This is a genomic window from Clostridium paridis, from assembly GCF_016765615.1.
GTDB lineage: Bacteria > Bacillota > Clostridia > Clostridiales > Clostridiaceae > Clostridium_T > Clostridium_T paridis.
Window position 1 is genome coordinate 1 of sequence record NZ_JAESWA010000024.1, and the last position, 20,572, is coordinate 20,572.

Consider the following 20,572-nt stretch of genomic DNA (forward strand, 5'->3'; position numbering starts at 1 on the left):
CTGAGCCAGGATCAAACTCTCAATTTGAAAGCTTAATCTAACTCAAAAGATTACGTTGACTTAAGTTTATTTCTAAATCTTACTTCATTTCCTCTGTTTAATTTTCAAAGAGCAATTTACTTGCTTATTTATGTTATCACTTCTTATGTTACTTGTCAACACATTTTATGTTTTGTAACATTTATTATGTTTTGCAACACCTCAGCGACGTGTTTTATCTTAACATCCTATAAAAAATAAATCACAAAAAAAATAGTCGAAATATAGAATTAAATATATATTTCTCTATATTTCAACTATTTTCTTATTTTTAATCATATTGATACACTTGGATAAGTTTATGCGACTTATTATACATTAACTTCCAATAGAATTATATTTATCATTAACAATTACAATATCAACTCTTCTGTTTTTTTGTCTATTTTCTTCACTATCATTTTTTACTTTAGGCTTATACTCGCCATGCCCTACTGCCGTAACTCTTGTAGGTTCTACATTTCCATCCTCTACTAAAAATTCCGTTACATTAGATGCTCTAGTAGATGAGAGCTGCCAATTTGAATTAAATTCTTTAGTATGTATCGGCAAATCATCCGTAAATCCTTCTACACGAATATTATTTTTAATATTCTTAAGCACTTTAGCAACATCTAACAATCTTGCTTTAGATTCTTCTTTTACATCTGCCTTTCCTTTATCAAAAAACAAATTATCATTAAAACTTACAACTAGACCAATAGCTTCTTCTGAAATAGAGACCTTGTCCGATAAATTATTTTGGTCAATAATCTTTTGTATTTCTTCCTTTGTATTCTGAAATTCATCTGTTTGAGGATTAATTGTTTCTTTAGGAGTTGAAGTTCCAACACTATTAGTTTCTCCAACAATATTTTTACCCCCTCCGAAAACTTCTCTAAAAGAATTTGACATTTGGGTATATTTTTGAGCATCAACATTACTACTTGCATACATTATAACGAAAAATATCATTAGTAATGTAATTAGGTCAGAGTAGGTTAACAACCATCTCTCATTATTCTCTTTTTCTGGTTCTTGTTGCCTTTTCAACTACTCCACCTCCTTCTTTGATTCGTCCTCCATTCCTTCTTCAACGAATGAACTTAATTTTGCAACTATAGAATTAGGGTTTACACCATTTTGAATCATTAAAATTCCTTGTAACATAACTTCTTTTTCTAGTACATCTTGTTCATTCAAAGCTTTTAATCTTGAACCAATAGGTAACCATAGTAAGTTTGCAAACGCAACACCATATAAGGTTGCTATAAATGCTGTTGCTATCTTCGGCCCCAATGACTCTGGATCTGCTAGGTTACTTAATACATTGACCAACCCCATAACAGTTCCTATGATACCCATAGTAGGAGAAAATCCTCCTGCAGCATCAAATATATGTATTCCTTCTTTATTCTTATCAATCATTCCTTGGATTTTAGTTTCTAATATATCTTTAATTAAATCAGGTTCAAACCCATCAGCTACCATTTGTAACCCATCTTTAATAAATTGATCAACTTCTTCCTTACCTAACTCACCTTCAAGACTTAATAAACCATTTCTTCTTGTCAAAGTAGAAACTTCCTTAAAATAAATTATAAGGTCTGGTATACTGCTTTTCTTTGTGATAAAAACTTTCTTAAAGCTATCTGGAACCTTTTTTAATGTTTTTACCGGAAAAGATAGTACAACTGCTCCTATAGTTCCTCCAAATACTATCATTATTGAAGTAACTGATAGCAATGCTCCTGGGCTTCCCCCTTCTTCAAAAAATGCTAATAATAGCATACCAAATCCAACGATTATTCCTAATAAACTCCCAATATCCATCTCTAATCTCCCTTCTAGACTTATAAGCTTCTTCATACTAATTGAAATCTTCTAACAAAAAATATCCTTACTGCCTTTAATTTGTTATGTCTCTCCCTTAGATAAAACCATTTAGTATAGTTTTCGTCCTCTTTGAAAAATTCTAAATACTTACTTATAGTAGTTTTTTATTTAATTACAAATAAAAAAGCCTTATTTCTAAGACTTAATCAACTACTATCCCATCTTCCGCTAAACAATCATTTATACTTGCTACCTAAGCACTAACTGTTCAATTTGCATTCACAATTGCTAAATATGGATTATAGTCTACTATTTCTCTGAACTATTCTTTTGCAACTCCAATATTTGCAGGATATGAATTTTAAGGAACATAATATACAAGCATTCCTTCTTTCTTAATAATATGCACAATAAAAGCACCTACTATATTTACTTAGTAAGTGCTTTCTATGAATTTTCGTATTTTCTTATATTTCAAATTATTTTCTTTCGATACTCCTTTTAGTAACTTCAACTAAAAACTTATTCTAAACTTTATATATTCTATTCGTTGTAAATCCGTTGCAAACTTACTCTTTGTTGCATTTCGTTGTATATATACAATATCAGCAAGTGTGTATGATATATAGATTTAAAAGTGGTGCACCTAGAGGGATTTGAACCCCCGACACACGGATTCGAAGTCCGGCACTCTATCCAACTGAGCTATAGATGCATTGTTTTAATTATACTATATAATACTATTCAATACTAGATTATTAGCTTGTTCAAGGTTATTATAATTAAATCTTGTACTGTTTAATGAGTAAAACAAAAGCCAAGCAAATAATGCTTGGCTTCTTTTGGAGCGGGTGATGAGAATCGAACTCACGTAACTAGCTTGGAAGGCTAGGGCTCTACCATTGAGCTACACCCGCAAGTGTGGTCGGGGTGACAGGGATTGAACCTGCGACCTCATGGTCCCAAACCACGCGCGCTCCCATCTGCGCTACACCCCGATAAATTGGTGCGTTTTAAGGGATTCGAACCCCTGGCCCACGCCTTAGAAGGGCGTTGCTCTATCCAGCTGAGCTAAAAACGCATATTTTGGAGCGGGTGATGAGAATCGAACTCACGTAACTAGCTTGGAAGGCTAGGGCTCTACCATTGAGCTACACCCGCATTATGGAGCGGAAGACGGGATTCGAACCCGCAACTTTCACCTTGGCAAGGTGACACTCTACCATTGAGTCACTTCCGCATTATTAAAAAATGGTGCAGGTGACAGGAGTTGAACCTGCACGCCGTGGGCGCTAGATCCTAAGTCTAGTGCGTCTGCCAATTCCGCCACACCTGCATTTTTTTATTGGTGGCTTACCGGGGAATCGAACCCCGGACACCATGATTAAAAGTCATGTGCTCTACCGACTGAGCTAGTAAACCGTATTGGCTGGGATGGCAGGATTTGAACCTACGAATACCGCAGTCAAAGTGCGGTGCCTTACCACTTGGCGACATCCCAATATGGGGTGAACGATGGGACTCGAACCCACGACAACCAGAACCACAATCTGGCGCTCTACCAACTGAACTACGTTCACCATAAATGGTGCACCATCACGGGTTCGAACCGGGGACACCCTGATTAAGAGTCAGGTGCTCTACCAACTGAGCTAATGGTGCATAATGGTGCGTTTTAAGGGATTCGAACCCCTGGCCCACGCCTTAGAAGGGCGTTGCTCTATCCAGCTGAGCTAAAAACGCATATTTTGGAGCGGGTGATGAGAATCGAACTCACGTAACTAGCTTGGAAGGCTAGGGCTCTACCATTGAGCTACACCCGCATTATGGAGCGGAAGACGGGATTCGAACCCGCAACTTTCACCTTGGCAAGGTGACACTCTACCATTGAGTCACTTCCGCATTATTAAAAAGTGGTGCAGGTGACAGGAGTTGAACCTGCACGCCGCGGGCGCTAGATCCTAAGTCTAGTGCGTCTGCCAATTCCGCCACACCTGCATTTTTTTATTGGTGGCTTACCGGGGAATCGAACCCCGGACACCATGATTAAAAGTCATGTGCTCTACCGACTGAGCTAGTAAACCGTATTGGCTGGGATGGCAGGATTTGAACCTACGAATACCGCAGTCAAAGTGCGGTGCCTTACCACTTGGCGACATCCCAACATGGGGTGAACGATGGGACTCGAACCCACGACAACCAGAACCACAATCTGGCGCTCTACCAACTGAACTACGTTCACCATAATGGTGCGTTTTAAGGGATTCGAACCCCTGGCCCACGCCTTAGAAGGGCGTTGCTCTATCCAGCTGAGCTAAAAACGCATTAAAAACAACGAATTAAATTTTACCACCAAAAAAATCATGTGTCAAGATTTTTTTTGGAGCGGGTGATGAGAATCGAACTCACGTAACTAGCTTGGAAGGCTAGGGCTCTACCATTGAGCTACACCCGCAAGTGTGGTCGGGGTGACAGGGATTGAACCTGCGACCTCATGGTCCCAAACCACGCGCGCTCCCATCTGCGCTACACCCCGAAATGTTGTTACCACCTTTCGGCGACAATGATTATTCTACACGATATAATTAAATCAGTCAATACCCTTTTTATGATTTTTTTCATAGATTATGACAAGTATTTATTTTTACTCAATTAACTAGTAAAATATTCACTAAAAAATTAGCATTTAATATTGAAATTTGAATATGAAACATTATGTAAAACACTTATATTTTATATAAATATGGATATATAGGTTTTCCTTTTTCAATTTCAATAAATGCAATAGTCCTATTGTTCACTCTTGGCAAAGATGGACTTCCTGGGTTAATAAAATATATACCATTAATTTCTTCTATTAACGGCACATGGGTATGTCCATAAAGCACTACATCTACTTGATTTTCCATTGCAGCATAGTTCAAAAGTCTATTATCATATTTCACTTGATATTTATCTCCATGTGTAAGTAAAAACTTTTTATCTTCTATTTGAATAATTCGTTCTCTAGGAATTTCTGTTTCAAAGTCACAATTCCCCTTAACTCCAAAGATCTTCCCTATAAATCCTTGACTAATTTCATACAAATCAGCTATATTATCTCCTAAATGTATAAGAACATCTGCATTCTTAATGAGTTCTTTGACCTTGTTTATATATACTTCAGCTCTATGTGTGTCTGAAACTACTGCTATTAACATATTTACACCTACCTAAACAAAACTAGTCATTTCTTCTTTTAATTTAATTAAAGCTTTAGCCCTATGACTAACTTTATTTTTTTCCTCGGGAGATAATTGTGCAAAAGTTTTATTAAACGGTTCATAATAAAATAAAGGATCATATCCAAATCCACTACTTCCAAGAGGTTCATCTAATATAATCCCCTGAACCTCACCTTTAACTACTTTATTTCCACCTAAATTATTTATCATAGCAATGGAGCATATAAACTTAGCTTTTCTTTTTTCTTTTGGAACATTCTTTAACTTATCTAATAACTTTATATTATTCGCCTCATCATCTCCATGATTACCTGCATATCTGGCAGAATATATACCAGGTTCACCGCCTAAATAATCCACTTCTAAACCTGAATCATCAGATAATACAATAAAATCATTATAGCCTTTACTAATTAATATATCTGCAATAGCACTTGCTTTTATTAAAGCATTTTCGTCAAAAGATGTACCATTCTCTTCCACATCTACATCAATATTTAAATCTTTTAAAGTTACTATATTTAAATTAAATACACTTAAAATTTCTTTTATTTCTTTAACTTTGTTCTTGTTATTTGTTGCTAATACTAGTTTCTTCATTATTTTTTCCTACCCTCTATCTCCAGTACCAATCCAAAGAGCATCCATTTTTAATGCATCTTTTTGCGCTGTTATCATTTGTTTAACACCCTTCTCTCCTAATGAAAGAAGAGAATTTAATTCTTCTCTATTAAACGGAGCCTCTTCACCAGTTCCTTGAACTTCCACAAATTCACCTGTGTCTGTCATTACTATATTCATATCCACTTTAGCTTTAGAATCTTCTTCATAACATAAATCTATGTACTTTTCATTATTTACGATTCCAACACTAACAGCTGTAACAAAATTTCTTATTGGATAAATCTCAAAAGGATGAGCTTTATGAAGCTTATTTATCGCATCTACCAATGCTACAAAAGCCCCTGTTATTGATGATGTTCTAGTTCCACCATCTGCTTGAATTACATCACAATCAATCCATATAGTTTTTTCACCTAATGCTTTTAAGTCAACTACAGATCTTAGCGCTCTTCCTATTAATCTTTGTATTTCCATAGTTCTACCATCTAACTTCAATTTAGCAATATCTCTAACTTTTCTTGTATGTGTTGCCCTTGGTAACATATTATATTCTGCTGTTATCCACCCTTCTCCTGAGCCTTTTAAGAATGGTGGAACCTTTTCTTCAATTGATGCATTACATAATACCTTTGTTTCTCCAACTTCAATTAATACTGAACCCTCAGCATACTTAGTATAATTTCTTGTAATTTTTACGTGTCTTACTTGTTCATTTTTTCTTCCATCTATTCTCATATAATCACCTTCCCGTATTATTTTACTACTTATTAATATATAATTGTATATGAATTACTTTAATGAAATATAAATTATTTATAGAATATTTCTTAATTTTCCACCTTATTTTTTATTTTAGCAAACCTTATGCAACTTTTCTTCTATTACTTCATATTAATTATATAAGGATTAATTTAAGAGGTGGAAATGAATTTGAGATATATCGGTCCGTTTTTCAGAATGAATCGTATTTCCTTAGAACAAATACAACATCAACTTTTTTTCTTTTCGAAAGAAGCTTTAAACAATATTGTTCTTAATTCAAAATGTGGAATAGTTCACACCACAAAGTCACATAAAAAACACTCAGATAATACTGATGATAACATATTTAGTAACTATTCTCCACTTGTTTGCGTATATAAAAAAGGATCTCCTAAACCCGCTGCAAAAAATTCTTTAGCATGGGATGAAGAATCTTTTAAAAAAGAGGTCCCAGCTATTTCAAATGCATTAATGACTTTATGCATACTGGAACTTTCTGACCACTATTCACTTTATGAAAACAATGATGAAGATTTATTTAAGTATTCAAAAATATACAAAAGATTAGCTAAACATCAATTAGAATTTTATTCAACATATCTACGCAATTCTCTCGGAGTATTTGTAGATAAAAAAATAAATTCTACAGAAAACATTGAACTATCTAATAAAAACGAAAAATTTAAGTATTCAGATCAAGCTTTTATGATGAATGCTTACTATTTATATTGGAAACTATGTCCTAGTGATGAAGATTCATTAAGTTATAAAGACTTTTCACTAGATATTCTAAAAATGCTCTTAGATTTTAAGGAGAATTTATACGAGCTATCCTTTAATGAATCCTGTAAGCTATGCTTAGCCTTAAGTACATTCTATAATTACTCTGAAAATGAAGCTGCAAAAGAATTATTACTTAATCTTATGGATTTAATTAAAGATAATTTAAATTCAGGTATTTTTAACATGGATAATATTGAATCTATGAGTATATATGGAATAAACTTATATCTGCTTTATAATATTACAAATTATCATGAAACTAAAGATGATTTCTTAAAAATATCTGAAAAACAAATTTCTATATACAATCCTAAAAATTCTTTGTATATTAAAAACTCTGATAAAAAGAATATTTGCTATCCCTCTAGCGAGATAATTAATTACATTGTTCACGGAATGCTCTATTACGAAATTTCAGAAAATAGTGATTTAGAGACTATAATACCTTCTATTTATAGGGAAACTATGATAAATGGCCCACTTGTTTCTTCTTGGCCAAAGGCACCCAGCATAGATTCTCCTGAAAGGTATAGAAAATGTTCATTAAGATCTGATGAAATGCTAGATGAAAATTATTTTACGATTCCAAACTCACCATCTTTTGAACTTACTGGTTTGTTTCCTATTTTCAACAAGGAAGTAACTTATTCCAAAAAGAAAGAAAACTTTGATTCTGCAAAAAATACTTTCTATTCTGAAAAAAATATGATGATTTATTTTATAATAATACTTCTATTTAAAAAGAAAATCACAAACATCCCACATATAGATGATATTGCTGATATTTATGAATAACAAAATAGAATTTCGAAATAGAGTTAACCTATTTCGAAATTTTATTTTAATTATAAGGTTTTAAGTTCAACTAATAACTTATTCATGCCTAAAAGTGTCCAGAAACTGGCATTCTCAAAATAGAATAAATTAAGCTTACTATAAAAAACCCTATATCAAACAGAGGTATTGTTCATAAGTTTTAAGCTGTTAAGTATCACGTCTCCATAAAAATCTTCTTCAATTTCTTGAATATACGATTTTTTAACTATAACCTTGTTTTTTCTAAACATCGGAACTCTAACAAAATCTTTTTTAGAATTTTCTAAAACTTGACTTTTACTTAAATTTCCATTTCCCTTAGAGCTTTTTAATGATTCTTCAGTAAATTTATTTGTCATACCACTATCTTCATCAAAATCGTCTATGTACATTGAATAATTGCCTTTTTTTAATTCCTCTATAAGGTCATCCATAGAAAATAGTTTGTAATATATAATCAAGTTATCTTTTTTTGCTTCTTCTGTCACGTATTTAAGAAATTCCTTATTTGTATCATTATCTTCAGCATATATTGTTACACTCTTCAATTCCATTAGTGAGCTTTTAGGTTCACTTCTTAAACTTTTTCCTTCTTTTTCACTATTATCACTGAAGCTTAATACTTGAGTCCCAGATATCCTCTCACTAAATTTATCATCAGAAATTAAACCTTGTATATATTCATAAAAATCCTCTCTAAGTTTGGCATCTGAAAATGGACTTTTCTCTTGACAATTATAAGCTATAAATTTCACATCATTATATGGATATTCTATAACTTCTTGCCTTTCCCTTAATTTCTGTAAATAGTTAATAGGTGGTTCTTCCATTATATCTATTTTATTTGTTTCGAAACTTGCTAATGCATACTCACTATTATTTTGAATTACAAGATTTATTGTGTTAACACCATTATCCTTATTATAATAATATTTATTTTTTTCTAATGTAATTATATTTTCTTTTACATCAGATATTTTATATGATCCTGAGTATATAAGATCCTTAAAACTATTCCTGTAATTCTTTAGCTTAGTAAAGTCTTTTCTTAGTTTGTATTTTGGTAAGGCTAGCGCAGATATAAAATTATCATCTTTAAAGTTTAATCTTATTTTTAAATATTCACCATCTGCCATTATAGCTACAGTCTTGTTAAAATCTTTTTTATTCGTGAAATATTCTTTTATTCCATATACTGCTGATAATTCCTTTAAATCATCTAAACTCTTGCAATTATCCACATATTCTTTGAAGAAATTAACAAAATCTGTGGACGTTATTTTCTCACCATTACTCCAGTAAATATCTCTTCTTATCTTAAAGGTATATTCTAGCTGATTTTTATCGACAGAATAACTATCACTTAATTGTGGAACTATTTTTCCATCTGAACTTTTATAAACTAATCCTTCAAATAAAGCTCCCATTAATGTTCTTGTTACCGTATCATCATAAGAACTTAAATCATTTGGAATCTTTGATACTCCATAATTAATTTTGTTACTTGGAGAGCCATATTCCTTAGTCTCTTGTACTTTTTCACAACTAATTAATTGAGAGGAAATCATAATAAAAACTAAAATACATATAATCTTTTTCAACTAAACTCTCCTCCTTCTCTAAAATATTTCCTTTCTTGATTATTACCATATATTAAATTTCTAAACTTAAACATATAAAAATATTAAAATAATGATAATAATGGATATAATAAATATAAATATAATTTATTTTTTGACCATTCATGGTATAATATTACTAGGTTTTTTCTGGAGGTATTAGAATGAAGATATTATTAGAAATATTAGGGATATTATCTATGGTAACTGTAATGTTTGTAGCTATTTGGGGGTTTATAGTTGCTAAACAGGCTTACTCTCAAATTAAATATCAAAATTATTTATTAGAAAAATTAACGCAGAATATTTATCTTCTAGTTGAGCGTAATGCACAAATAAAAATTAGTAATCCTGAACAAGATATAAATAGTAAAAATGAGTCTATATAAATGAAAAGAGCTTGATTTCTCAAGCTCTTTTCATTTATTCTTAAAGACTTCTTATATCTTTCATATCATATCCCTTATCCTGTAATGAATCTATAATTTTATTTAATACAGAATTTTTATCTTGTTCATAATTTGGATAACCATCAGTATCCTCATTAAATTTAATATACTTCATTTCTAATCGTGGATGAAAGAATAAGCTAGCCATCACTCCTTTTGGAAGATGCATTATCTTATTTTTAATTATATCTCCATTATCTTCTCCATGAACATAATCTAGAGGAGTCCCTATATAAAGACTCTTTCCATTTGGCCTTCTATAAATATTTGATGTATTTAATTCTGCTCCATTTTCATTCCTATAAGGATTATATATAACTTTAAAATAATCTTCTAAAGCATCATTTTGCTTTTTTGTTATCTTATAATGAGGGGCTTCAAAAAATCCTGGTTCTATATCCATTTCTTTTGCAAGCTCCTTAGCCTTTTTAACTCTCTCTATCATATCTCCTATATCCGGGTTTTCAGGTCCAAATTCTGCACCTATTCCACTTGCATCTTTACCTCTTTGATGGGTATATCCATGTAATCCAATTACTCCACCTTTGTTTTCCAAATAGTCTAATGTATAAACTAACTCACTAGTATTCATATCATAGTCTTTAGAAGGATCAACTTCTATGTTTTTTGATGGATCCTCAAATTTAGGTATCCATGCTACAGAAAAAGGAACTCCTCGTCCTCCTAAATCATCTCCAATAACTCTAAGTGTCTCATAATATAATGAACCCTCAGAGTCCTTGTCAATAGATACATCTTCTAACCTAATAAATCCATAGGTATCTATTTTTTTCTGATATTTAGGGAAGTCAGTTTTCTTTCTACTTTTATACGCCTTTATGCTTTTGTCCTTATCATTCCACCTACTTACCATATTAAAAGCCTTGGAAAAGTCATTAAAGGTTATATATATTACTCCTTCTTTTTCAATTAAAGGCTTCTTGAACTTTTTTTCTTCATTATCTTTATCTACATATGAATTAGAACTCTTATTTATTTTTATTTCTTCATTTAATATATTTACCTTAATTAATCCATCTTCCTCAGTTATTTCCCCTTGTAACCTGTCAACTAGTTCTGTTAATGGAATATAGTACCTATTCTTCTCTGTATATATAGGTAATGATAAATCCATTTTTTTACCTTCAATATTTAAATCAATCTTTTCCTTTTCTAAATCAAGTCCTTTAAAATTCTTAATAACCTTTTCCATTGATTTTGAATCATCATTAGCAATTGAACTTGATTGTTGTTTTGTATTACAGCCTACAAATAGTAAAGTTGTTAAAACTGTCATACTTAATACTGTTTTTTTTAAATACTTCATATTTTCCCCCTTATTTTACAATAAAATTATTACGTAAAAAGGCCTAAAGTATTAATAAAATTAATGCTTTAAGCCTTAACATTTTACCTATCCTTTAGTAATCATAAAACAATATGTCCCTAAATCTTATGTCAATTTTACCATATATTCACTTATTTTACTATACTACTATTAGCAAAAATAAAAGAAACAATTGATAACATAAGGCAAATCATTGTATATATATATTTTCTTTTCCCGCTATTATTTAACCAAAATCTAATAGCCCAAATAAGCATTGTCACCATAATTGTAAGCTGTATTGGATAGTATCCACTAAATATCTCGTTAATATATATAAATCTATATGATGTAAGAAATGTTGCAACAATAACCACTGTTGTAACTATGGCTGAAATAAAACCAAGAATATTTATTATTCTTCTCATTTTATCATCTCCTCAAAATCTCCCTCTGAAATGACAGCAACTCCTAAGTCTTGAGCTTTAGTTAATTTTGAACCAGCCTCTTCTCCAGCAATAACATAGTCTGTCTTTTTGCTTACACTTCCTGAAACTTTTGCTCCTAAGCTTTCCAACTTATCCTTTATTTCAGTTCTTGAATAATTCTTTAAGGTTCCAGTTACAACAACAGTTTTACCCTCAAAAAAATTCTCACGTATCTCAAGTTCTTCGTAATATGGCTTAACTCCAAGCTTAATTAATTCGTTTATAGTATCTACAGCTAATTGTTCTTTAAAAAATTCCACAATACATCTTGCAACTATTTCTCCAATATCAGGTACTTCCAATAGTTCTTCAAGATTAGCATTCATTATCCCATCTAAGGTTTTAAATCTCTTTACCAAATCTTTAGAAGTTTTAACTCCTACGTTTGGTATTCCTAGTGCATATATAAATGCATAAAGCTCACAATCTTTACTCTTCTCTATTGAGTTTAATAAATTTTCCGCCTTTTTATTCCCAAACTTATCTAGACCTAATAATTCTTCTTTTTTCAACTTATACAAATCAGAGATAGATTTAATATCTAACTTCTCAAATAATTGTTCTGCAGTTTTCTCTGAAAATCCTTCTATATTCATAGCTTCCCTTGAAGCAAAGTGCACAATGGTTTTTACTAATTGTGGCTTACAAGCTAATGTATTATCGCAAAAATAATGAGCACCATCTAAAATAAGATGACCACCGCATGCTGGACATTCACTAGGAGGATTAATTTCAGTACTCTTTTCTAATGAACTTTCTACAACACCCATTATTTCTGGAATAACATCATTACTTCTTCTTACAAAAACTTCAGCTCCAATTCGCACACCTTTTCTCGAAATATCATCCATGTTATTCAATGTAGCTCGTCTTACTGTAACACCTGCAAGTTCCACTGGTTCAAGAACTGCTGTAGGCGATACTCTTCCACTTCTTCCAACATTCCAAATTACATCAATTAATGTGGTTGTTGCTTCTTGAGCCTCAAACTTATAGGCAATTGCCCATTTAGGGAATTTTATAGTATATCCTAAAAGCTCCCTTGTTCTTATATCATCAACAGCTATAACTACCCCATCTATGTCATAATTTAAATCGAACCTAATTTCCTCAATGAATTTTATTTCTTTTTCTATCTCTTCCATATTGCTGCATACTTTAATATACTCATCAACTGGAAAACCTTTTTCTTTAATAAAACTAAGCATTTCCTGATAGGATGTAAATGGTTGTCCTTGATTATATCCAATATCATAGAAAAATGCTGACAAGTTTCTTTTAGCTGTTTCCCTAACATTTAGGTTTCTTAATGCACCTGCTGCACCATTTCTTAAGTTTTTCAATGGAACTGAAGCATTCTTATTGTATTCTTCGAAAGCTTCTTTAGTCATAATTGCTTCCCCATGTATTTCAAATACATCATTATACTCTACTTTTAGAGGTATTCGTTTTATTGTCTTTGCTTGCGCTGTAACCTCTTCACCTACTTCACCAGTTCCTCTTGTTGCTGCTGCTTCAAGTATACCTTCCTTATTATATGTTAAGTTAAGAGTAAGTCCATCAAATTTTTTAGTGACTACATACTTGATATCTGGCAGTTTTTCACTTGATGTTTTATTATAATCATTAATAAACTTAATGTTCCTATTATGCCATTCCCTAAGTTCATCTACGCTTTGAGCCTTATCTAAGCTCCATAACTTTGCCTTATGTGAATACTTATTAAATTCAGGCAAAGTCACATCACCAACCCTCTGAGTTGGTGAATAACTTAGTACTATACCTGTTTCTTTTTCTAGAGTAACTAACTCATCATATTTTTTATCATATTCCTTATCTGAAACTGTAGGATTTGCTAATGCATAATATTCATAGGCATACCTATTTAATTCATCAGCTAACTGTTCCATTCTTTCTTTTTTGTCCATATTATATTCCTCCTAATCTTGAGGTTATATCCTTTATAATAATTCTAGCGGAGCTATGCTTAATAACAAACTTTTTATTCCTTGTGAATCAAAAGCAATTGTTAATTTCAAATCATCTCCACTTTCAGAAACACTCACTATAGATCCTATTCCAAATTTGGAATGCTTTACCTTCCTTCCAAGAGATACTTCTTTTTTAGTAAGCATCTTCCCGCTGCTTTCTTCCAAAGTTTCCTTTAATTTTTTGGCAGCTTCTAATGGATTTTCATAGGTACTACCTGAACCCCTTAATGAATGCGGATTATTATATCCTCTATTATATTGAACATAAGATGAATTTCCTTGAGAGAAACTTCCACTAGGCCTTTGTAAATTCACTACTTCTTTTAAATTAGCAGGTATTTCCGCTATAAAATCTGATTGAGGATAAGCAACACTTCTACCAAATACTCTTCTAACTTCTGCTGAAGTCATATATAGTATTTCCTTTGCTCTTGTAATTCCTACATAACAAAGTCTTCTTGACTCTTCCATCTCCTTTTCTGAGTTAAAGGAAGATTGCCCAGGAAATATGCCATTTTCCATTCCCACCATAAATACTGTAGGGAATTCTAATCCCTTTGCTGAGTGAACTGTCATCAACACAACTGAATCTGCATCCACATCAAAATTGTCTACATCTTGAACCAATGCTACCTTTTCTAAAAATGCACCTAAAGTTTTATCTTCGTCATTTTTTTCAAAGTCCACTGCTGCTGATACTAGTTCTTCTAAATTCTCTACCCTGCTTAAATCTTCTGGATTCTTAGAATTTTTAAGATCTTCTATATAACCAGTATTCTTAAGTATATCTTCAATTAAATGTGATACTGTTAATGTTTCACTATATTCTATTAATTCTTCCATTAATGCGGTAAATTTATTTATGGCTGTTATATTTCTAGCTGATAGACTTGAAATATTTTCTGCTTCTAGCAATGCATCAAATAAAGATATGTCGTTCTCATTTGCAAACTCCATGACTTTTTCAACTGTTGCATCTCCTATACTTCTCTTAGGGACATTTACTATTCTTCTTAAGTTTATGCTATCAGTAGGATTACTAATAACTTTTAAGTACGCCATTATGTCTTTAATTTCTTTTCTATCATAGAACTTTAGCCCACCTATTAATCTATATGGAATACCTCTTTTTATAAAGGTATCTTCAAAAATACGTGACTGAGCATTTGTTCTATATAAAACTGCAAAGTCTCTATAATTTTTTTCTTCTTTTTTGCCTTTTTCAATTATTGATGCAACAAAACTACTTTCATCGTTATCAGAAAAAGCTCTATATATTTTAATTTTTTCACCATTCTCAGCTTCCGTTCTAAGTATTTTACTCTTTCTCTCGCTGTTATTTCTAATTACATAGTTTGCTGCCTCAAGTATGTTTCCCATACTTCTATAGTTTTGTTCTAGTTTAATTATCTTACAGTCTGGATAATCTTTTTCAAAATCAAGTATATTTCTAATATCTGCGCCTCTCCATTGATAGATGCACTGATCATCATCTCCAACTACACAGATATTTTTATGTTTATTAGCTAAAAGTTTAATAAATTCATATTGTGATTTATTTGTATCTTGATACTCATCTACCATAATATATTTAAATTTTCTCTGATAAAATTCTAAAACCTCTGGTTCTTTTTTAAATAACTCTACAGTTTTAAATATTAAATCATCAAAATCTAATGCATTATTATCTTTTAACCTTTTCTGATATAGTTCATAAACTCTAGCAATCTTCTCTTCTCTAAAATTATGTTGATGTTCTCTCATAAACATAGCTGAAGTTTGTAGATTATCTTTTGCTTTTCCTATTTTAGATAGAACCTCATTTTCTTCAATATCTTTATCGTTTATGTTAAGTTCCTTCATGCATTGCTTTACTAATGCTTTTTGATCATAGGAGTCATATATAGTAAAGTCTTTTTTATATCCTAACTTTTCTATTTCTCTTCTCAAAATCCTAACACAAGTTGAATGAAAAGTTGATATCCACATATTATCTGCTTCATCACCAATTAATGCCTTAACTCTTTCTCGCATTTCTCCTGCTGCTTTATTTGTAAATGTTATTGCTAAGATATTATATGATGGTATATTCTTATCTTCAATCATATATGCTATTCTATGAGTTAAAACTCTTGTTTTTCCTGATCCTGCACCTGCTAATATTAAAACTTGACCTTCTACTGTTGTAGCTGCTTTATATTGTTCGCTATTTAATAAATTTTTAAGATCCACCATAATCACTCCTTAAAACATCAAAAAGAGGAACATTTATTCCTCTTTTCATTATAGACCTTATCTAATTATAACATACATGCATATACAACTTAAGTTTTTTATTATAATTTTACAATAAGAAACCTTTACAGGGTTTTAAGTTCAACTAATAACTTATTCATGCCTGAAAATATCCAGAAGCCAACATTTTCAAACAAGAATAAGTTAAGTTTCCTATAAAAAACCCTATACCTATTCACCTAACCTTTTTAAGACAATGTTATACCCATCACTACCATAATTAATGCATTTATTTACTCTGCTAATAGTTGCTGTACTTGCACCAGTTTCTTTAGCGACCTCAGTATATGTGTTACCATCCTTCAGCATTTTGGCCACTTGAAGTCTTTGTTCAATTGCTTTGATTTCATTAATTGTACATATATCTTCAAAAAATCTATAACATTCCTCTTCACTTTTAAGACTTAATATTGCTTTCATTAAAAAATCCATTTCTTTACTTTTTAAATTCGAGCTAAAACTACTCATAAATTTACTCCTTTATCTATATAAAATTTACACTCTACCATATAATTATATTTTAATAATTTAGTGTAGTAAAGCAAAACTTACGCAAAAAAACGCAACCCTTGGGGCTAGGTTGCGCTTTAGCAATAAGCAATAAATAAAAAGGGGGCTATTTATTCCTTTTATTTATCCTTGCAGATTTATTATAGGGTATGATTTATGTAATTGCAAGTTATTTTTGAAAAAAAAGTTGTACAAACCTCGAAATATGAATGATTTTAATTCATCCTCTGTAAACGTTCGTAGCTATCCCCTTAATACTTCAATTTCCTCTTCAGATAGTTCCCTATATTCCCCTTCTTCCAATGTTTCATCAAGGGATAATCCTCCAAATTCTATTCTTTTAAGGTAGACTACTTTTTTATCTACACTCTCAAACATTCGTTTCACTTGATGATATTTTCCTTCTTGTAATGTTACATATACTTCAGAACCTTCATTATTTGATGATAAAACTTGCAATTTTGCACTCATACACTTATATCCATCATCTAATGTTATTCCTTTTTCAAAAGCTTCAACATCTTTTTCATTTACTTCTTTATTTATTTTTGCATAATATATCTTATCAACATGATATTTAGGTGAAATAAGTTTATGGTTTAGTTCCCCATCATTTGTTAGTAACAATAATCCAACAGTGTCTTTATCCAATCTTCCTACTGGAAACGGCTCAAATATTGCATCTTCTGGATATAATAAGTCTATAATTGTTTCATCATATTTATCAAAAGTTGCAGATACTACTCCTGCTGGTTTGTTCATCATTAAATAAATGTATTTTTTATAAATAATCTCTTCACCATTAATTATTATTTGTGATTTCTCTGGGTCAACCTGCAAAGAATTATCTTTTGCAATTTCTCCATCAATTTTAACTAATCCCTTTTTTATAATTGCTTTTATCTCTTTTCTACTCCCATATCCTAAATTTGAAAGTATCTTATCTAATCTTTCCATAATTATCACCTCTTCTACAATAGTATAATACTGCATTGTAATAGTATAAACTCTGAAAATTATAACATATACATAACCATCTAGCAATTTTATGAACAATAAAAAAACTCAGCTTTAGCTGAGTTTAAAATCCGTTTCTATAATAACTTTTTATCTTTGTTACATAGTTTTGTGTTTCTGCAGGCATCTTATACAAATCATCGGGTGAAGTTACTCCTCTTCTTTGCATAGTTCCACTTCCTGCATTATATGACATTAATGCCATATCTATATTATTATACTTGTCTAATGCATCTTTTATCATACTTGTTCCTCTATCGATATTTTCTTGAATATCATAAGGATTTTTTAAACCATCACAGTTAAATGGCATAAGCTGCATTAATCCCATAGCCCCTGCACCTGATTTAGCATTTGGATTAAAGTTAGACTCTTGTTTTATAATAGATCTAATTAAATTAGCATCCACTCCAAACTTTTTGGATGCACTTTCAACTGCATTTTCAATTTCAATACGACTAGCATTGGTTCCTGTATATTTAGAATCTGCTCCACCAATAGTTAATCCAGTTATGGACTTTAAATTATTTAAATCCTCAAGTGACAATGAATTAGTATCAATTCTTTGTCCTAATTGGCTATTAAGTGCATCTAATATATCATTATTTTCACCTTTATCCATACTTTCAAGTATACTTTGATAAAGTAAATCAAATGTTCCGCTATCTAGATTTCCCGCAACTTGTTTTAGAACTGATGACATCATAGTCATTGCTAGTACTTGCTCTGGTTTATCAACTTTCATATTTGTTCTCCTTAGCTATTTATAAAAATCTATTATAACTATTAGTCTGTAACCTTTAATTCCATTATATCATAATCCTCATAAGCAATTCTTTTATGATAACTTCTAGTTAATACTAAAATCTTGTAATTTCCAGAAGAAAATGGGATAAATCCAAAGAATGACTTTCTACTGTAAGCTTGCTTTCTTACCCAATTGCCTTTATTCATTAGATAGAATTCATAACATACTTCTTTTCCACCCTGGCATTCAACCTTAAATGTGATTTCTTCTTTTGCCTTAAAATCCTTCTTATCACAAATAATTTTAGTTCCTATTATTGGTGGTGCTTCATTTATATATATATGAAACTCTTTCTTAGTATCAAACTCTTCTTTACATTGAACATTTTTAGCATAAATTTCAAAAGTATACTTTCCTGGAATCTTAGGGCTAAACTTAAATTTCTTATTTTTAACAAATTCAGTTTCTTCTACTAATTGCCCATTTATTTTTATAACATACTTTATTAATGTTTCATCTGTATTTTGAGCGATGGTTTCTAATTCAATATCATCTCCAACTGTGTGATATTCTTTAGCTGGAAGTAATATATAATCTACTTTTCCTGGCAAATAATCCATTACATCAAAATACACTATATTATGAGTATCGTATTCTTTTGATGAATATTTATCCTTAATTCGAATTTCTAATTCATATTCTCCAGATTTTTCTGGAGTAAAGTTCACCCAATTATTATTTCCATAATTAACTCGTTCAATTTCCTTCTTGTCCTTATATACTATAAATGAATATTTAAGTGAAGATCCTCCTTCAGCCATTACCTTTATATTTACAGGTTCTCCAACAAGATAATCACTTTCTTTGTCTAAAACTACGTCCATAATTTTAATTACTTGTGAACTCTTTTTATCTATATAATATTCTATTGTCTTTGAAGCTTCATATTCCCCTTTATAAGTTATATCTTTTACATATAAAGTTATTTTATATTCTCCCTGAAAATTAGTTTTCCAAAGATATGTGGAATTACGAATATATCCACTATCTTCACCATAATTCCCGTCTATTTTAAATCTATATAATACTTTTCTTCCACCTTCAACAAAAGCTCTCAAAAGTATCGACGTTCCAGAAATTTGAGGAGATGCTAAATCAGTCGTAAACTCCTTTATAATAATAGGGTTATATGGTTTAACATTATATACCATAAGTGCTCTATCATCATATTCTTTATTAGAATATATATCCTTAGCCAAACATAGGATTTTATATTCTCCTGGTTCCTGCTCAGAAAAGGTCACCAATGTTTTAGAGGAATAATCTTGAACACAAATAGCTTTACCTTCTTTATCTATTTTTACAAACTTATAAAGAACTGATGAACTTTCTGGACTTGACGCTTCTACCTGGAATATTAATTCTTCATCACATAATAAATCTTCTGTTAAGCATTTAAAATTTATTATCTCTATGGAACCACGTTCAATTACTTTATACTTAACTGAATAATAATCATCGAAACTATTTTCAGATGATGGTTCCTTACACTCAACTAAAATTTCTTGCTTTCCTGCTTCCACAGCTGTAAAGATTAGTTTATTGTCTGTTCCATAATCCTTTATAAGTTCCCAGCCTCTCTCACCATTTTTCCAATATCTAAAAAGCACTGGACTTTTTGATGTTTCTACTTCGATTATTAATTTTTCCCCAATAGTTAATTCTTCTGCACTTACATATGTGTTTTTAATTAACTTTTCCACTTCATCTCCAACTACTATTTCACCCTTACACATGAAATCAAAAGGCTTTATAGATTCCTTTTGTTTTCCTTGAATCATTATAATATAATTACCTTCTTCATGAGCTGTCCAATTATAAAGTGTATCCTCTGAAAAATCTTTTAACGTTGTCCAAATTCCTTGATAGCCAAGCATAAATTTATATTCTAAATCTTTATTAGTATTATTCTCAACCCTAATTTCTATAGATTCCTCTTTATTTATAGGATTAACTCTATTAAATTTTAATAAGATCTCATCCATAGCCCAAAACCTCTCTTATT

The 20,572-nt window shown here is 30.9% G+C and carries 16 protein-coding genes and 21 tRNA genes; 2 read left to right on the top strand and 35 right to left on the bottom strand.

Going from position 1 to position 20,572, the window contains the following annotated elements; translation table 11 throughout:
• Window positions 1–357: 357 nt before the first annotated feature.
• From JK634_RS16115 to rph, 26 genes are all read right to left on the bottom strand, one after another.
• The gene (locus JK634_RS16115) at window positions 358–1,071 is read right to left on the bottom strand and encodes a flagellar motor protein MotB (protein WP_202768775.1); all 714 of its coding nucleotides are present in this window, start codon (window positions 1,069–1,071) and stop codon (window positions 358–360) included.
• Window positions 1,072–1,887: a flagellar motor protein gene (locus JK634_RS16120; RefSeq protein WP_338031243.1), complete on the bottom strand. Its 816-nt coding sequence runs from the start codon at window positions 1,885–1,887 to the stop codon at window positions 1,072–1,074.
• A 605-nt stretch (window positions 1,888–2,492) separates the two neighbouring features.
• Window positions 2,493–2,569, bottom strand: a tRNA-Arg gene (locus JK634_RS16125).
• Window positions 2,570–2,697: 128 nt separating this feature from the next.
• Window positions 2,698–2,771, bottom strand: a tRNA-Gly gene (locus JK634_RS16130).
• Between the two features lie 5 nt (window positions 2,772–2,776).
• Window positions 2,777–2,852: transfer RNA gene (locus JK634_RS16135), tRNA-Pro, on the bottom strand.
• Between the two features lie 6 nt (window positions 2,853–2,858).
• A tRNA-Arg gene (locus JK634_RS16140) sits at window positions 2,859–2,935 on the bottom strand.
• Window positions 2,936–2,941: 6 nt separating this feature from the next.
• Window positions 2,942–3,015: transfer RNA gene (locus JK634_RS16145), tRNA-Gly, on the bottom strand.
• A gap of 4 nt (window positions 3,016–3,019) precedes the next feature.
• A tRNA-Gly gene (locus JK634_RS16150) sits at window positions 3,020–3,094 on the bottom strand.
• A gap of 12 nt (window positions 3,095–3,106) precedes the next feature.
• A tRNA-Leu gene (locus JK634_RS16155) sits at window positions 3,107–3,190 on the bottom strand.
• A 10-nt stretch (window positions 3,191–3,200) separates the two neighbouring features.
• Window positions 3,201–3,276, bottom strand: a tRNA-Lys gene (locus JK634_RS16160).
• Between the two features lie 4 nt (window positions 3,277–3,280).
• Window positions 3,281–3,355 (bottom strand) — tRNA-Gln (locus JK634_RS16165).
• Between the two features lie 3 nt (window positions 3,356–3,358).
• Window positions 3,359–3,434, bottom strand: a tRNA-His gene (locus JK634_RS16170).
• A gap of 6 nt (window positions 3,435–3,440) precedes the next feature.
• Window positions 3,441–3,516, bottom strand: a tRNA-Lys gene (locus tag JK634_RS16175).
• Between the two features lie 4 nt (window positions 3,517–3,520).
• Window positions 3,521–3,597 (bottom strand) — tRNA-Arg (locus JK634_RS16180).
• A 6-nt stretch (window positions 3,598–3,603) separates the two neighbouring features.
• Window positions 3,604–3,677, bottom strand: a tRNA-Gly gene (locus JK634_RS16185).
• A gap of 4 nt (window positions 3,678–3,681) precedes the next feature.
• A tRNA-Gly gene (locus JK634_RS16190) sits at window positions 3,682–3,756 on the bottom strand.
• A gap of 12 nt (window positions 3,757–3,768) precedes the next feature.
• Window positions 3,769–3,852 (bottom strand) — tRNA-Leu (locus JK634_RS16195).
• Between the two features lie 10 nt (window positions 3,853–3,862).
• Window positions 3,863–3,938, bottom strand: a tRNA-Lys gene (locus JK634_RS16200).
• A gap of 4 nt (window positions 3,939–3,942) precedes the next feature.
• A tRNA-Gln gene (locus tag JK634_RS16205) sits at window positions 3,943–4,017 on the bottom strand.
• Between the two features lie 3 nt (window positions 4,018–4,020).
• Window positions 4,021–4,096, bottom strand: a tRNA-His gene (locus JK634_RS16210).
• Between the two features lie 5 nt (window positions 4,097–4,101).
• Window positions 4,102–4,178 (bottom strand) — tRNA-Arg (locus JK634_RS16215).
• A 57-nt stretch (window positions 4,179–4,235) separates the two neighbouring features.
• A tRNA-Gly gene (locus JK634_RS16220) sits at window positions 4,236–4,309 on the bottom strand.
• Between the two features lie 5 nt (window positions 4,310–4,314).
• A tRNA-Pro gene (locus JK634_RS16225) sits at window positions 4,315–4,390 on the bottom strand.
• A gap of 190 nt (window positions 4,391–4,580) precedes the next feature.
• Complete coding sequence (locus JK634_RS16230; RefSeq protein WP_202768776.1) at window positions 4,581–5,054, bottom strand: metallophosphoesterase; 474 nt, start codon at window positions 5,052–5,054, stop codon at window positions 4,581–4,583.
• A gap of 12 nt (window positions 5,055–5,066) precedes the next feature.
• Window positions 5,067–5,678, bottom strand: coding sequence for an XTP/dITP diphosphatase (locus JK634_RS16235; protein WP_202768777.1), 612 nt, complete (start codon window positions 5,676–5,678; stop codon window positions 5,067–5,069).
• A 9-nt stretch (window positions 5,679–5,687) separates the two neighbouring features.
• Window positions 5,688–6,437, bottom strand: a complete 750-nt coding sequence (rph, locus tag JK634_RS16240) for a ribonuclease PH (protein WP_202768778.1) — start codon at window positions 6,435–6,437, stop codon at window positions 5,688–5,690.
• A gap of 195 nt (window positions 6,438–6,632) precedes the next feature.
• Here rph and JK634_RS16245 point away from each other — a divergent pair, with 195 nt between their 5' ends.
• Window positions 6,633–8,042 carry a hypothetical protein gene (locus tag JK634_RS16245; RefSeq protein ID WP_202768779.1) on the top strand — a complete coding sequence of 470 codons (1,410 nt, stop codon included), beginning with the start codon at window positions 6,633–6,635 and terminating at the stop codon, window positions 8,040–8,042.
• Window positions 8,043–8,197: 155 nt separating this feature from the next.
• On the opposite strand, the gene JK634_RS16250 is transcribed toward JK634_RS16245, so the two are convergent.
• Window positions 8,198–9,664: an ABC transporter substrate-binding protein gene (locus JK634_RS16250; RefSeq protein WP_202768780.1), complete on the bottom strand. Its 1,467-nt coding sequence runs from the start codon at window positions 9,662–9,664 to the stop codon at window positions 8,198–8,200.
• Window positions 9,665–9,846: 182 nt separating this feature from the next.
• On the opposite strand from JK634_RS16250, the gene JK634_RS16255 reads away from it, so the two are divergent.
• Window positions 9,847–10,071 (top strand): hypothetical protein, encoded by a 225-nt coding sequence (locus JK634_RS16255; protein WP_202768781.1) that lies wholly within the window; start codon window positions 9,847–9,849, stop codon window positions 10,069–10,071.
• Between the two features lie 40 nt (window positions 10,072–10,111).
• Here the strand turns inward: JK634_RS16255 and JK634_RS16260 are convergent, their stop codons facing one another.
• The 8 genes from JK634_RS16260 to JK634_RS16295 all read right to left on the bottom strand — a co-directional run bounded on the left by JK634_RS16260 (window position 10,112) and on the right by JK634_RS16295 (window position 20,552).
• Window positions 10,112–11,458 (bottom strand): DUF2334 domain-containing protein, encoded by a 1,347-nt coding sequence (locus JK634_RS16260; protein WP_202768782.1) that lies wholly within the window; start codon window positions 11,456–11,458, stop codon window positions 10,112–10,114.
• 152 nt (window positions 11,459–11,610) lie between these two features.
• Complete coding sequence (locus tag JK634_RS16265; protein WP_202768783.1) at window positions 11,611–11,886, bottom strand: hypothetical protein; 276 nt, start codon at window positions 11,884–11,886, stop codon at window positions 11,611–11,613.
• Window positions 11,883–13,874, bottom strand: coding sequence for an NAD-dependent DNA ligase LigA (ligA, locus tag JK634_RS16270; protein WP_202768784.1), 1,992 nt, complete (start codon window positions 13,872–13,874; stop codon window positions 11,883–11,885). The genes JK634_RS16265 and ligA overlap by 4 nt, the downstream gene beginning before the upstream one ends.
• 33 nt (window positions 13,875–13,907) lie before the next feature.
• Window positions 13,908–16,169, bottom strand: a complete 2,262-nt coding sequence (gene pcrA, locus JK634_RS16275; RefSeq protein WP_202768928.1) for a DNA helicase PcrA — start codon at window positions 16,167–16,169, stop codon at window positions 13,908–13,910.
• Window positions 16,170–16,403: 234 nt separating this feature from the next.
• On the bottom strand, window positions 16,404–16,700 hold the full coding sequence (locus JK634_RS16280) for a YerC/YecD family TrpR-related protein (RefSeq protein WP_202768785.1): 297 nt from the start codon (window positions 16,698–16,700) through the stop codon (window positions 16,404–16,406).
• A 285-nt stretch (window positions 16,701–16,985) separates the two neighbouring features.
• Window positions 16,986–17,699, bottom strand: coding sequence for a pseudouridine synthase (locus JK634_RS16285; RefSeq protein WP_202768786.1), 714 nt, complete (start codon window positions 17,697–17,699; stop codon window positions 16,986–16,988).
• Between the two features lie 124 nt (window positions 17,700–17,823).
• A complete protein-coding gene (locus tag JK634_RS16290; protein ID WP_243425637.1) occupies window positions 17,824–18,504 on the bottom strand; it encodes a lytic transglycosylase domain-containing protein in 681 nt (226 codons plus the stop codon).
• Between the two features lie 41 nt (window positions 18,505–18,545).
• The gene (locus JK634_RS16295) at window positions 18,546–20,552 is read right to left on the bottom strand and encodes a triple tyrosine motif-containing protein (RefSeq protein ID WP_202768787.1); all 2,007 of its coding nucleotides are present in this window, start codon (window positions 20,550–20,552) and stop codon (window positions 18,546–18,548) included.
• Window positions 20,553–20,572 lie beyond the last annotated feature (20 nt).

What these genes read in the sequence shown, in the direction of transcription:
- JK634_RS16120 (WP_338031243.1), bottom strand. Translation starts at nt 1,887, where the DNA reads ATGAAGAAGCTTATAAGTCTAGAAGGGAGATTAGAGATGGATATTGGG.
- JK634_RS16230 (WP_202768776.1), bottom strand. Translation starts at nt 5,054, where the DNA reads ATGTTAATAGCAGTAGTTTCAGACACACATAGAGCTGAAGTATATATA.
- JK634_RS16235 (WP_202768777.1), bottom strand. Translation starts at nt 5,678, where the DNA reads ATGAAGAAACTAGTATTAGCAACAAATAACAAGAACAAAGTTAAAGAA.
- rph (WP_202768778.1), bottom strand. Translation starts at nt 6,437, where the DNA reads ATGAGAATAGATGGAAGAAAAAATGAACAAGTAAGACACGTAAAAATT.
- JK634_RS16255 (WP_202768781.1), top strand. Translation starts at nt 9,847, where the DNA reads ATGAAGATATTATTAGAAATATTAGGGATATTATCTATGGTAACTGTA.
- JK634_RS16260 (WP_202768782.1), bottom strand. Translation starts at nt 11,458, where the DNA reads ATGAAGTATTTAAAAAAAACAGTATTAAGTATGACAGTTTTAACAACT.
- JK634_RS16265 (WP_202768783.1), bottom strand. Translation starts at nt 11,886, where the DNA reads ATGAGAAGAATAATAAATATTCTTGGTTTTATTTCAGCCATAGTTACA.
- ligA (WP_202768784.1), bottom strand. Translation starts at nt 13,874, where the DNA reads ATGGACAAAAAAGAAAGAATGGAACAGTTAGCTGATGAATTAAATAGG.
- JK634_RS16280 (WP_202768785.1), bottom strand. Translation starts at nt 16,700, where the DNA reads ATGAGTAGTTTTAGCTCGAATTTAAAAAGTAAAGAAATGGATTTTTTA.
- JK634_RS16285 (WP_202768786.1), bottom strand. Translation starts at nt 17,699, where the DNA reads ATGGAAAGATTAGATAAGATACTTTCAAATTTAGGATATGGGAGTAGA.
- JK634_RS16290 (WP_243425637.1), bottom strand. Translation starts at nt 18,504, where the DNA reads ATGAAAGTTGATAAACCAGAGCAAGTACTAGCAATGACTATGATGTCA.
- JK634_RS16295 (WP_202768787.1), bottom strand. Translation starts at nt 20,552, where the DNA reads ATGGATGAGATCTTATTAAAATTTAATAGAGTTAATCCTATAAATAAA.